Origin of the sequence: Streptomyces roseifaciens (assembly GCF_001445655.1) — a bacterium.
GTDB classification, from domain to species: Bacteria; Actinomycetota; Actinomycetes; order Streptomycetales; family Streptomycetaceae; genus Streptomyces; species Streptomyces aureoversilis.
Map to the genome: position 1 here is coordinate 2115077 of NZ_LNBE01000003.1, position 13061 is coordinate 2128137.

Genomic DNA, 13061 nt, shown 5'->3' on the forward strand with positions numbered 1-13061 from the left:
TCAGACCGCGGCGGCCTCCACGATCGAGGCGAAGCCCGGCGTGGGCAGGGTGCGGACGTGGCGCAGGCCGGCGTCGGCGAAGAGGGCGTCGAGCTCGGCGGGGGTGCGGGTGCTGCCGCCGAGGGCGGTCATCATCAGCATGTCGAGGTCCTTGCCCGGGTGCGGGTCGTTGCCCGGCGGCGGGACGGCGTCCACGACCAGGACCCGGCCGCCCGGGGCGAGGGCCTTGCGGCAGGAGTGCAGGATGCGGACGCAGTCCTCGTCGCTCCAGTCGGGCAGGACGTGCTTGAGGAGGTGGATGTCGCCCTCCGGGGCGCCGGCGAAGAAGTCCCCGGGCTCGGCCCGCCAGCGTCCCTCCAACTCCGCTTCGGCGAGCAGGGGTTCCCGCACCGCCGCCGCCTGGTCGAAGAGGACGCCCGACAGGCCGGGGTGGCGCAGCAGGACGGCCCGGAGCAGTCCGCCCCGTCCGCCGCCGACGTCCACGACCGTGCCCCGGTCCGGGAACGGGTACGCGGCGGCGACCACGTCGTCGAGCGGCCCGGAGAAGGCCGCCATCCCGGCGTCGAAGACCTCCCGGGCCGCGCCGTCGGCGGCGAGGTGCTGGAAGAAGGGGGTGCCGAAGACCCGGGGGAAGGCGGATTCCCCGGTGCGTACGGTCTCGGCGAGGTCGGCCGAGGGACGCAGGAACATGTCGTCGGTGAGCAGGAGCACCGTGGCGTGCAGCGAGCCGGGAACGTCGGTGCGCAGGGCGTACGCGGCGGGCGTCAGCCCGAACCTGCCCGTCCCGTCCTCCTGGAAGACGCCGCGTGATGCCAGGTGCCGCAGCAGCCGGCGCAGCGTCGGGCCGTCGGTTCCGGTGTCCGCGGCGAGCTCGGCGGCGGTGCGCGGTCCGTCGGCGAGCCGGTCGGCGATCCGGAGCGACGCGGCGGTCCGCAGCGCGGCGGAGTGGAGGAAACCGAAGGTCTCCTCCATCAGCCGCATGGCCCCTGATGCGTCGGGGGCGGAGGAGTGGGGGCTGGACGAGGGCTCCAAGGTGATCTCCCGGGGGGTGGTTCCGGCGGGTACCGGTGGATCACCACCCTTCCAGCCGCCGCCCGGGCCCCGGCACCGCCGCTGTGCGGATCTTCGGCTAGGACTTCCGTCCTAAGGCGCGTCCGGGTCCGGCCGAGTCGCGCATCGCCGGGATGTCCACCAGGCTGGACACCGGGTCCGGATCCCGGTCCGGACCACCGGAAAGACGCCCAGAGTCCAGGCTCGACGGAAGGGGCCGGCATGCCCGTCGATCTCAGCAAGCCGCTGTCGTGGAAGAAGGCGACCGGTGATGCCGACACCATGCTGCAGAACCTGCAGGCGAACATCCTCAAGGGCCACGTCCGCGAGCACCTGCACATCCTGCTGGTGCAGTTCGGCAAGGGCTCGGCGGGCGCTGCGGAGGCCCGGGCGTTCCTGGCCGGGCTGGTGCCGCTGATGAAGTCGGCCAAGGAGCACCTCCAGGAAGTGGAGGGCTTCAAGCGCAACGGGTCGAGCGGCGTCCCGGACACCCCCTACGTCGGTGTGGGACTGACGAAGGCCGGCTACGACCGGCTGGGCCTGTCGGACCGGGCCCCCTCCGACGAGGCCTTCGAGCGGGGAATGCGGGACGACGGGACCCGCGGCATGCTGAAGGACCCGGACATCGCGCAGTGGGAGGCCGGCTACCGGGAGGAGATCCACGCCGTCGTCCTGGTCGGCGACGCCGAATCCCGCCCGGCGGGCGCCAGGCTCAAGAAGGTCGAGCAGCTGCTGACCGGCTCGCTCCGCGTGCTCGGCAAGGAAGTGGGCCGTGGCATGCGCAATGCGAACGGTGACGGGATCGAGCACTTCGGGTACGTCGACGGCCGCAGCCAGCCGCTGTTCCTCACCGAGGATCTGGAGGACGAGCGCCGCGGCACCGACGGAGTCTCGGTGTGGGATCCGGGCGAGGCCTTGGCGCGCGTCCTCGTTGCGGACCCGGCCGCTCCCGACCCCGCGACCGACTTCGGCAGCTACTTCGTGCTGCGCAAGCTGGAGCAGAACGTCCGGGCCTTCAGGAAGGCGGAGGAAGAGCTCGCCGATGCGTTGAAGCTCGACAACAACGACCGCGAACGGGCCGGCGCGATGCTCGTCGGACGCTTCAAGGACGGCACGCCGCTCACCCTGCAGGCCACGCCCGGAGCACACAGCCCGGTGATGAACGACTTCACCTACGCCAGCGACGGCGCCGCCGACAAGTGCCCCTTCCAGGCCCACATCCGCAAGACCAACCCGCGCGGGTCCGGCGGCTTCGAGTCGCCGGAGGAGGAGCGCCGCCACCTGATGGCGCGGCGCGGGCAGACCTACGGGGAGCGCGCCGACGGCCCCGCCGGCGATCTGCCCGAGGGCGGCGTCGGCCTGCTGTTCATGGCGTTCAACTCCGACCTGGTCGACCAGTTCGAGTTCACGCAGCGCAACTGGGCCAACAGCACCGGCTTCCCGGACTCCGGCAGCGAGCCGGCGCCCGGCCTCGACCCGGTCATCGGGCAGGGCAGCCGGCCCCCGGCGACCTGGCCGCGGGTCTGGGGCCAGGAGGAGGGCCAGGAGGTCCCTTCCCCCGCGCAGACCGTGACCATGAAGGGCGGCGAGTACTTCTTCATGCCCTCGCTCGCCTTCCTGCGCAGCCTGTGACCCCGTACGGGCCTTCGGTCGAGGGCCTTCGGCCGAGGCCCTTCAGCGCGCGAGCTCCTCGAGGATGAGGGGGCAGGTCTCGGTCGCCGCACGGCGGCCGAGGAAGACGTCGAGGTGGCCGTAGCCGGGCAGGACGTGCAGGCTGTCGCGGCCGGGGCGGTGGCGCTGCAGGAAGTCGAAGGTGCGCCGCCGGCTGTCGGCCAGGCAGGGGGTCACGCGGCTGATCAGCGGCGCCAGGTAGCCGATCTTGAAGGTCGACAAGCGGGGGACGACGGGGTGCAGCGAGACCGCGTTGCTGACCACGGTGTCCACTTCGGGGAGCAGCCCGGCGGCCATGGCCATGGTGAACGACGTCGAACCCTGGCAGTGCACGACGGCCTTGAGCCGGTCGGCGCCCGTGGCGTCGAGCACGTGGGCGACCGCGGCGGGATGGTCGTAGGCGGCGGCCTGGTCGAGGGTCCAGGGCACCGGGTCGAGGTCGATCGACGCGCGCCAGTTGAGCAGCCACACGTCCCAGCCGTCGTCGAGCAGGGCGTCGACGAAGGTGCGCGGCAGCGGCGGGCGGAAGAGTTCGGCGCGTACGCCTGCGCCGTGGACGACGATGACGGGTCCGCGGGTGGGCGGGTGGCGGCCCTGCACGTGGACGAGGGTGAGGGGCCGGCCGTCCAGTGCGGTCAGCGGCCGCACCTCGGTGATGTGGTCCCGGCGCGTGGTGGGCCGGGTGCGCCGGGTCGGCCGGTTCGTGCGCGGTGAGCGGGCCGGTGTGCCCGTCATGGTGGCTTCGCCTCCCGGGCGATCACGACGGGATCCTCGATCGGCCGTACGGGCGGCAGACGGTCGGGCACCGGGCGCTTGCCGCCGGCCGGGTCGTCCTCCAGGTGCCAGTCGCGGCAGACGCCGTCGAGCATCAGCGCGTGGAGGGTGAGGTCGCCGTCGGGGGCGATGTGCAGGCGCAGGAATCCCTTGTGGTCCTCGATGGACTGGCCCGACATCTGCCATTCGGCGACCGTGCCGTGGCGCGCCCAGAGCACCCACAGGGCGAAGGCCTCGGACCCCGCGGTCGCCCCGGCGGCCCCGGCGAGCAGGAGGCACAGCAACAGGACGGTCCACCCGGGCCAGGAGGACGGGAACGGCAGGGCGACGGCGGCGACCAGGACCCCGAGCGCGACCACACCCTGCAGCAGGGCGGCGACCGCAGGCACGGGGGGAGCCGCGGAGCGGGCGAGGGAGGTGGTCTCGTGTCTGCGCTTGCGGACCAGCCGGGCGAGCCAGGGCAGTACGGTCAGCGCCGCCACGAGGGCCACGAGCATCGCGGCGAAGCGGAGGGCGTCCTCCCAGCCGGCGGCGCGCACGGCTTCGTCGGGCCGGATCGTGCCGCGGGCGAGCGCGAACACGAAACTGACGAGCAGGAAGAGGACGGCGTGCACGCCCGCGGCCAGTGCGCCGAAGCCCGGGTTGCGCCGGGGCGGCCAGCCGTGCGACCACGGGAAGGCGATGCGCCGGGCGATGCGGCGGGACTCCTCGGCCGTGGGGCAGGTGTCCTGTGCGAGCGCGAAGTCGACCGGTGGGCTGTCCTTCTCGCGCAGGTGGGACTCGCGGGGCGGCAGCGGCAGGTCGGCGGGCAGCCCGTGCGTGGAGGTCAGGTAGGCGCCGCCCAGTCCGCACGTGACGAGCTGGCGTCTGCGTGGGTCGGGCGGCAGCGCTGCGGCGGGACCGGGCGGGTCGGTGGGCAGCCGTTCGGCGTAACGCGCGTAGTGGTGTTTGTCGCCGGTCAGCCACAGCCGGACGGAGGCGCCCGTCGGCTCCCGCGCCCCCGTCTCCCGGTCGGTGACCCGGGTCCGGACGATGTTGCGGTCGAACCAGTGCAGGGAGTTGAAGGCGTCGGCGTCCTCCTGGGCGCTCTCGACCCAGGCGGGGGTGGCGGAGCACACGATCACTCCGTCGCCCGGCTGGAGGAGGGCGGACAGGTGGGTCTCGAAGTAGCGCAGCTGGGGGTCGTCCACGTAGGCGCCGAGCTGGCTGTCGAGGCCGACGAGCCACCAGCGCCGGGGCAGCCGGACGACGAAGTAGCTGCGGGTCTGGCGGGTGCGCCAGCCGCCGATGTCGCGCCGCTGGGCGAAGATGCGCAGGAAGGCGGTGAGGCCGTCGTACCAGTCGTGATTGCCGGGAAGGGCGACCATGAGCGGGCGGTCCTCCGCCGTCGGCAGGGCGGCGCGGTAGGGGCCCTTCATCCGGTTCTCGTAGGCGGTGGCCGATGCCACGGGGTACACCTCGTCGCCGCCGAGGACGAGCAGGGAGCCGCGCGGCAGCCGGGCCGGTGCGCTGCCGGGACGTTCGACGGCGGCCTCCTGCGCCGCCAGGGTCCAGGCGACCGTGCCGGTCGCGTCGAAGCCGTCGCCGAGGTCGGCGGCGTAGTCGATCCAGATCTCCTGTGCGCCGGGGTCGCCGAGGGGCGCGTGCAGGGGCTCGGCGTCGAGGGCTCCTTGGATCTCCCGCTTGTCGAGGTAGCCGGCGAGGGTGAGGGCCAGGACGACCTTGCCGGCGGTCCGGGCCAGCTCGTGGGGCGCCAGCCAGCGCACCTGTTCCTGCGGCACGAAGGGCAGCTGGAGCTCCTCGGCGTGCTTGCGCAGCTCACGGGCCTTCATGCCGGCTCCCCGGGCGGCGGTCGCAGGTGGGAGCCGTAGACGTCCCACAACTCGCCCAGGAACAGGCGGCCGAAGCGTTCCAGTGCGCGTGCGGGGTGCGGGCCGGTGGCGCGGAACGTCGTCAGCTGCTGGACGAAGTCCGCGGGACGGATGGTGAGGACGCCCGCACCGAGCACCGCGGCGGTGGCGTCGCCGTCCGGCTGTACGTGTCCGGCGAGCAGGCGGACGTAGAGGGTGGTGGTGTCGGGCCAGACGTCGGTGCCGGGGTCGTCGTGGATGTCCTTGCGGCCGACGAGAGTGAGCGGGCCGCGGCCGGGGGCGCGCAGGTGCAGGCGGTAGAGCATGCGGCGCCGGGTGGGGTCGTCGTCCCGGGTGAAGAGGTTGAACCAGCCGTGTTCCACCGGCAGACGGCCGCCGAGGACGTCGCAGTCCGCGTGGCCCGCGACGGTGGCGGGGTGCGCCGGGTCGTCGACGAAGCGGTCGACGTCGTGGGCGGTGACGGTGAGCCGGAACGCCAGCTGCTGTTTCCGCTGCCGGCCCAGGTCGCGCCCCTGGCCGGGGTCGTCGACGTCGAGCGCGGCGTGGCCCTTCATCTCCTCGGTGAAGGAGAGGCTGGTCGGCCGCTCACCGCCGGCGGGCGCGGGCTTGGGGACCTCCTCGACGGTCATGCCGGGCGGTACGAACACCTCGGGAGGCAGGTCGGCGGGCGCCTCGGTGGGTACGTCGGCGGGCATCTCGGCGGCCGAGTGCGGGCCGGGGCCCTGCTCGAGGATGCGGTCGCAGGCGCGGTCGGCGAACGCCGCGATCGTCAGGGAGGGGTTGGCGCCCACCGGGCCGGGCAGCGCGGCGCCGTCGAGCACGTACAGGCCCGGGAGGCCGAAGACCTCGCCGAAGGAGTCGCAGACGCCCTCGGCGGGGTGGCGGCCCATCGGGGCGCCGCCCAGCGGGTGCACGGTGATCACCCGGTGGGACCACCACAAGGGGTTGTCGCGGAACTCCGCGCCCAGCTCCTCGCCCAGGTCGCGCATGACCGACCGGACGCGCTCGAAGTAGTGCAGCGAGGTCTGTGTGGTCCAGTCGATGTCGAGGTGGCCGCGGCGCAGGCTCATCCGGCCGTCGGGCACGTCGCGGCCCATGCCGAGGAGCGGCAGCGACGCGTCGGAGAACTCGGCCGGACCCAGCAGCAGGGACAGCTGACGGCCGATGTTGCTCTGCGGGTCGTGCCCCAGCCGCGCCCGCAGCCGGTGCAGGGCGAAGGCGAGCGCGCGGCGGACGCTTCCGGGCATCTGCGCCGCCTCGCTGAGCCAGTCGGCGAACGTGGGGTAGCCCGCGTCCTGGATGTAGAAGCCGCGCCCCGACGAGCCGTCCTCGTCGAGCTCGTCGCCGACGCGGACGGCGGTGGTGATGACCGTCCCGGTGCTGCTCTGCACCCGTCGCGGCCTGCGAGGGCCGTCGCCGTCGCCGTCGGTGGCGTGGAGCAGCAGTCCGAGCAGGTCGCCGTTGCCGCAGAACCGGGTGCCCAGGGCGCTGCTGATGCCGCGCAGTGCGGCGCGGTTGCGCAGCAGCAGGTACGTCGAGCCGAAGGTGCCGGCCGCGAGCACCAGCCGGCGGCAGACGATCCGGTGGACGGGGAGCTTGTCGGTGGCGGTGGGACGGCCTTCGCGGCCGGGCTCGTGGACGACGTATTGGACCTCGTAGCCGCCGCCGGGGCGGGGCGCGAAGCCGCGCACCTCGCAGCGGGTGCGGATGTCGGCGCCGTGGTGCCGGGCGGCCGACAGGTAGGTGTGGTCGAGCGTGTTCTTGGAGCCGAAGTTGCAGCCGACGTCGCATTCGCCGCACATCCGGCAGGTGCTGCGCGGCAGGTCGTGGAGGTTGCCGTAGGAGGGTTCGGCGATCTGCGCGCCGGGGACGGGCGCCGCGCCGGGGCGGGGAGCGAAGGAGACCGCGAGCGGCGGCCGCCACACGGACAGGCCGAGACGGCCCGCGGCCTCGTGCATCGCGACGGTCTTGGGCGTGTCGGTGTAGGGGTACGGGGTGGCGCCGAGCATGTCCTCGACCCGGTCGTAGTGCGCGTCGAGGTCGCCCCGGCTCAGCGGCCAGTTCTCGTAACCGCCGCCCGGCAGCGGTGACTCGTGTACGAACCAGCGTTCGTCCTTGCGCAGCAGGACGTTGGCGTAGATGAGCGAGCCGCCGCCCAGGCCGCTGGAGACGACGCCTTCCAGGCCGCGGAAGGACCAGATGTCGAAGAGGCCCTGCATGCCCGCGCTCGGGTCCCAGAAGTTGCGGGACATACCGGCCGGGGTGCGGGGGAAACTGCCGGGCGGGTAGGGCTTGCCCCGCTCCAGCACGACCACGGACCGGCCGCCTTCGGCGAGGCGGCACGCGGTGACCGAACCCCCGAAGCCCGAGCCGACGACCACGACGTCGGCGGTCTCTACGGCTGATCGACTCAGGAGCCGGTCGTCTGCTGCCATCGGTGCTCCCTTGCGGGGCTCCTCCGAAAGGCCTGCGGGAATCTGAAGGGCCTCTAGGGCAATCTTCGCGCCGGGGAAACAACCGGGCAAATCGTGGTAGGAGCCCTGCCCAAGGGTGTGAGCGCGTCCCTGCGTCGTGCCCTTCAGGCGCGGGGCCCGCGGAGGGCGGCGACCCGGGCGCCGGCGGCGAGCAGCGTCGCGGCGGCGACGCACCCGGACGTCAAGGCCGCCGTCACCATGTCCGCGACCAGGAGCAGCGTGACGGCCAGGGCGGACGCGGTGACCGTCCCGAGGAGGCTCCAGGTGAGGAAGGCCCGCCGGGAGGGCCCGGCGCCGGGAGCCGGCGGGGCCGGGTGCAGCGCCGCCCAGCAGGCCTCCGTCTCCCGCCGTTCCCGGGCGAGGTGCGCGCGGGCCCGGGACCGCAGCAGGGCCCCTGCCACGGCCCCGCCGCCCGCCACGGCGCACAGTGCCTGCCACGGTGCCGGGCCGAACAGCAGCAGGGCGACCGTGGCGAGGGCCGCCCACCCGGTCACGCAGGCCCGGGCGGCGAGCCGCCCGGAGCGCGGGCGGTCGTCGCCCGCCCGCAGGTCCGCGACGGCGGGCAGGTACCAGGCACTGCCCGCCAGGGTGACCGCCGTCGCTCCGACTGCCAGGACGATGTGGGACATGCGCTTTCTCCTCGGAGGGTTTCCACGGGACGCGGCAGGCGGAAGGGGAGGGAAGGGGCGTGGAGAGGAGGCTCAGTGCTGAGCCGGCTCCAGCGCGGCGACTTCGGGGTGGTGCAGGTCGAACGCCGGGGACTCGGAGCGCACGCGCGGCAGGCTGCGGAAGTTGTGCCGCGGCGGCGGGCAGGAGGTGGCCCACTCCAGCGAGCGGCCGTAGCCCCACGGGTCGTCGACCTCGACCTTCTTGCCGTACTTGGCCGTCTTCCAGACGTTGTAGAAGAACGGCAGGAAGGACAGGCCAAGCAGGAACGAGCCGATCGTGGAGACCGTGTTGAGCGCGGTGAAGCCGTCGGCGGTGAGGTAGTCGGCGTACCTGCGGGGCATCCCCTCGGCGCCCAGCCAGTGCTGGACCAGGAACGTGGCGTGGAAGCCCACCGTGAGGGTCCAGAAGGTGATCTTGCCGAGCTTCTCGTCCAGCATCCTGCCCGTGAACTTCGGCCACCAGAAGTGGAATCCGGCGAACATCGCGTAGACGACCGTGCCGAAGAGCGTGTAGTGGAAGTGCGCGACGACGAAGTACGAGTCGGAGACGTGGAAGTCCAGCGGGGGCGAGGCCAGGATGACACCGGTCAGGCCGCCGAAGACGAACGTGACCAGGAACCCGGTGGCCCACAGCATCGGGGTCTCGAAGGACAGCGAGCCCTTCCACATCGTGCCGATCCAGTTGAGGAACTTCACACCGGTCGGCACCGCGATCAGGAAGGTCATGAAGGCGAAGAACGGCAGCAGCACACCACCGGTCACGTACATGTGGTGCGCCCACACCGTCACCGACAGACCCGCGATCGAGATCGTGGCCGCGATCAGACCCCAGTAGCCGAACATCGGCTTGCGGGAGAAGACCGGGACGACCTCGGAGACGATGCCGAAGAACGGCAGCGCCAGGACGTAGACCTCCGGGTGGCCGAAGAACCAGAACAGGTGCTGCCACAGCAGGGCGCCGCCGTTGGCCGGGTCGAAGACGTGCGAGCCGAACTTGCGGTCCATCTCCAGGGCGAACAGCGCGGCCGCCAGAACGGGGAAGACCAGCAGGATGAGCAGGGCCGTCAGCAGCACGTTCCAGGTGAAGATCGGCATCCGGAACATCGTCATGCCGGGCGCGCGCATGCAGATGATCGTGGTGATGAAGTTGACGGCGCCCAGGATGGAGCCGAAGCCGGACAGGGCCACTCCCATGATCCACATGTCGGCGCCGACCCCGGGGGAGTGCACCGAGTCCGACAGCGGCGCATACGCGAACCAGCCGAAGTCCGCCGCGCCCTGAGGGGTGAGGAAGCCTGCCGCCGCTATCAGGGAGCCGAACAGGAAGAGCCAGTAGGCGAGCATGTTCAGCCGGGGGAACGCCACGTCGGGCGCGCCGATCTGCAGCGGCATGATCCAGTTCGCGAAACCGGTGAACAGCGGCATCGCGAACAGCAGCAGCATCACCGAGCCGTGCATCGTGAACGCCTGGTTGAACTGCTCGTTCGACATGATCTGCGTGCCGGGACGGGCGAGTTCCGCCCGCATCAGCAGGGCCATGAGGCCGCCGACGATGAAGAACACGAACGCCGAGACGAGATAGAGCGTTCCGATCTTCTTGTGGTCGGTGGTCGTCAGCCACTCCACCATCGGGCTGCGGGGAGCCTTGACGGCTCCTGCACCGACCACGGGATGCCCGCCCACGGGCTCCCTGCCCTTCGTACCCACCGTGTCCACCGGTCGCGGACCTCCGCTCTTGTGTTGCTGAAGACGACGGCGGGGAAGGGCTCCGTGTGAGGCGAGAGCCGTTGCTCTTCCCGGCCGCCGTCACATGATCAACGGGAGGGGAGGGGCGGCGGATGAGCCGGAAGGGCCTTCGCGCGTGGGCCGTTGGTCCCGGTGTGGTCCCGGGTGTGGTCCCGGTGTGGTCCCGGGTGTGGTCCCTGTGCGGTCCCGGGTGTCGTCTCGGCGTGGCCCTCGTGTGCGGTCCCGGTCAGAGCAGGGACTGCCAGTAGGACCAGAACCGGGCCGCAACGAGAAGGGCGATGAGGAGATACCAGGTCACCGGTACCGCCCAGGGGAACTCCAGTAGCCCAATCACCAGCCGGCGGGGCGCCGGGACGATGCCGTGCCTGAGATTGTGCAGGGTGGTGCACCAGAACATGGCGATGGTGGCGACCCAGGCCAGGACGCACCACAGGCACAGCGCGCCGATGGAGTACAGCGCCTGGACCATCAGCCACATGCAGAAGCCCGTACCGGCCAGAGTGCCCAGGTTCAGGCCGATCCAGTACCAGCGGCGGTGGCGCGCCCCGGCCAGCAGACCGAAGCCGATGACGGTCACGGCCCCGTAGCCGGCCAGACCCAGCAGCGGGTTGGCGAAGCCGAACACCGACGCCTGCGGGCTGCTCATCACGCTCGTGCACGAGAGCACCGGGTTGATGCTGCACGCCGGCCGGAAGCCCGGGTCCTCCAGGAGCCGGAACTTGTCGACGGTGATGACGAAGGAGGCGAGCAGACCCAGTGCGCCGGAGACGGCCAGTATCCAGGCGGTGGCGCGTCCGGCGGCGCCGGGCGGGGCGTCTGCCGCTCGGGACCGTGCGCCGTCCGGCCGGGCGCCCTCTCCCCCTCCCTGCTCCGCGTCCTTGGCCTGTGCGCTTGCGGTCCCCGCCAGGTCAACCGATCGGCTGGTCATACGCGTTGTTCTCCTGTCTCTTGCCGCTCCGGCCTCGGGCCGCCGGGCTCGCGGACGGCGCTGGTCGGCCAGAAGACCGTCACCGGGATGCCGCGGGCCCGGGCGAAGGCCACGAGGTGCGCCGTGGCGTCCCGTCCGTCGGACGGCGAGCCATCCCAGACCGCCACCACGTGCCTGCAGGACCTGATCAGCTGCTCGTCGGCGCTCACGGAGGCGTCCCGGTCGGCCGGGTCGTACGGCAGCAGCCGTACGTGCTCGGCCAGGACCAGCAGCTCACCGGCCGCCACGCGGTCGCGCGGGGGAAGCGCGCCGGCACCCGGCGCCGGTGCGGGCAGCAACACGACGAGCTTGCGGCCCGCCTTGCGCACGGCCCGGCCCGCCACCACGGGCAGGCCCGCTCCGGCGCGGACGAGCACCGACGTCCCCGTGGTGCAGCGCTCCAGCAGCTCGCACAGATCGGCTGCGAGCGAGGTGCCCGCGTCCAGGTCCCGGTGCCCCACCACAGCGATCACCCGTCGACTCCGTTCGGTCTCGTCACACCCTCGGCACGTGGTGCGCGCCGGGTGTGCCCGCCCGCCTCCCGGGAACCGGGCCGCCGATGCAGGGACGGCACACCCGGCCGCCCCGCCAGAAGATCGTCAGGGACACCGGTACGGAAAGGGCCGAACGGCCCCTGACTCCGGGGCCGGTGGGGCACGGGGCCGGCCCCGGACCCTTATGGAGTCGCGCAAGGCTCCGCTCACCTGCGAGGGTGTCCGTCATGAACACTGAGCCGAGCGGCCCGGCCCGCAGCGACCCGATCTCTCGCGGTGCGGCGCCCACGGGACCCAGGGGCGCCGCACCACCTGCACGCTCCCGAGTGCCGCTCAGCGCCCCTCGTCCTGGTGCCGGGGACGGCTCGTCGGTGGTTCGGGCAGCCAGTCGTGAGCCGGGTCGTACTCCAGCCATCGGCTCCGGCCGGCTTCTCGCGCGCAGGCGGCGATGAGGCCGTCCAGCCCCGGGTGTCCGTTTCCGTTGCGCCACAGCAGCGACCAGGCGTACAGCGGTGTGGGGTTGACCAGCGGGACGGAGCACAGGCCCGGGACCTCCGGCAGGGGTACGTCGGCGGGCAGCAGCGAGAAGCGGTTCGGGTCCTGTGCCACCTCGCCGAGGAAGTGGACGAGCCCCAGGTTGACGCTCGCGGACCTGTCCCGGATGTCGAATCGCTCGGCGAACTGGTGGAGGAAGTCGAGCCGGTCCAGCGCACCGGGTGACCACAGCACGCTGCCGCGCAGCTGTTCCGGCCGCAGTGCCGCCTCGGCTGCGAGCGGGTGATCCGTGCTCAGTACGGCGTCCACCGGTTCGAGGCGGACGAGGCGGTGCGCCAGCTGCGCGTGCAGCGGGGGGTGGACCCGGCCGAAGGCCGCGTCGATGTCGCCGTGCATCAGCGCTGCCGTGACCGACGGCAGGTCGCGCCCGTGCCCCAGCACCAGCTCCCCGGCCTGCCCGGCGACCTGGGCCAGCGTCCGCATCGGCGCGTAGAGGTGCCCCCAGACGTCGACGCGCAACGGGCGGTCCTTCCCGACCGCCGCTGCGACTGCGGCGTCGGCGGCGGCCACGGTCTGCCGGGCCGGCCGGAGAAAACGCCGCCCGGCCTCGGTGAGATGAACCCCGCCGCCGGCGCGCTGGAACAGCGCGATTCCGAGCAGCGTTTCCAGCCGCGCGATCCGCTTGGACAGTGCCTGCTGGGAGATGGCGAGCGTGCCGGCCGCCCGCCCGAAGTGCAGTTCTTCGGCGGCGCGAACGAAGGCGCGTACCTGCGCCACGTCGAGATCCATGCCTCCCACCATAGGTGACAACCAATGGTTGTTGACTGCCCTCGTTCGTTGTTGGATCGCCG

General features: G+C 72.6%; 10 protein-coding genes. 1 reads left to right on the forward strand and 9 read right to left on the reverse strand.

Annotated features, from left to right (window positions below; all coding sequences use genetic code 11):
* Complete coding sequence (locus AS857_RS14835; RefSeq protein WP_245699837.1) at window positions 1-1032, reverse strand: acetylserotonin O-methyltransferase; 1032 nt, start codon at window positions 1030-1032, stop codon at window positions 1-3.
* Window positions 1033-1272: 240 nt separating this feature from the next.
* On the opposite strand from AS857_RS14835, the gene AS857_RS14840 reads away from it, so the two are divergent.
* Entirely contained in the window at window positions 1273-2682 is a 1410-nt protein-coding gene (locus tag AS857_RS14840) for a Dyp-type peroxidase (RefSeq protein WP_058043567.1), read from the forward strand.
* Between the two features lie 42 nt (window positions 2683-2724).
* Here AS857_RS14840 and AS857_RS14845 read toward each other — a convergent pair whose 3' ends face one another.
* The 8 genes from AS857_RS14845 to AS857_RS14880 form a co-directional block, all read right to left on the reverse strand.
* The gene (locus AS857_RS14845) at window positions 2725-3456 is read right to left on the reverse strand and encodes an alpha/beta fold hydrolase (protein WP_058043568.1); all 732 of its coding nucleotides are present in this window, start codon (window positions 3454-3456) and stop codon (window positions 2725-2727) included.
* Window positions 3453-5327: a hypothetical protein gene (locus AS857_RS14850; RefSeq protein ID WP_058043569.1), complete on the reverse strand. Its 1875-nt coding sequence runs from the start codon at window positions 5325-5327 to the stop codon at window positions 3453-3455. Before AS857_RS14850 ends, AS857_RS14845 begins: the two co-directional genes overlap by 4 nt.
* Complete coding sequence (locus AS857_RS14855) at window positions 5324-7801, reverse strand: GMC oxidoreductase (protein ID WP_058044154.1); 2478 nt, start codon at window positions 7799-7801, stop codon at window positions 5324-5326. Before AS857_RS14855 ends, AS857_RS14850 begins: the two co-directional genes overlap by 4 nt.
* A gap of 143 nt (window positions 7802-7944) precedes the next feature.
* The gene (locus AS857_RS14860; RefSeq protein WP_063804256.1) at window positions 7945-8469 is read right to left on the reverse strand and encodes a hypothetical protein; all 525 of its coding nucleotides are present in this window, start codon (window positions 8467-8469) and stop codon (window positions 7945-7947) included.
* Window positions 8470-8541: 72 nt separating this feature from the next.
* On the reverse strand, window positions 8542-10191 hold the full coding sequence (gene ctaD, locus AS857_RS14865; RefSeq protein ID WP_245700139.1) for an aa3-type cytochrome oxidase subunit I: 1650 nt from the start codon (window positions 10189-10191) through the stop codon (window positions 8542-8544).
* Window positions 10192-10480: 289 nt separating this feature from the next.
* On the reverse strand, window positions 10481-11182 hold the full coding sequence (locus AS857_RS14870; RefSeq protein WP_079110341.1) for a vitamin K epoxide reductase family protein: 702 nt from the start codon (window positions 11180-11182) through the stop codon (window positions 10481-10483).
* Window positions 11179-11694, reverse strand: coding sequence for a hypothetical protein (locus tag AS857_RS14875; RefSeq protein WP_058043571.1), 516 nt, complete (start codon window positions 11692-11694; stop codon window positions 11179-11181). Before AS857_RS14875 ends, AS857_RS14870 begins: the two co-directional genes overlap by 4 nt.
* A gap of 354 nt (window positions 11695-12048) precedes the next feature.
* Window positions 12049-12999, reverse strand: a complete 951-nt coding sequence (locus tag AS857_RS14880; protein WP_058044155.1) for a LysR family transcriptional regulator — start codon at window positions 12997-12999, stop codon at window positions 12049-12051.
* Between the last annotated feature and the right edge of the window lie 62 nt (window positions 13000-13061).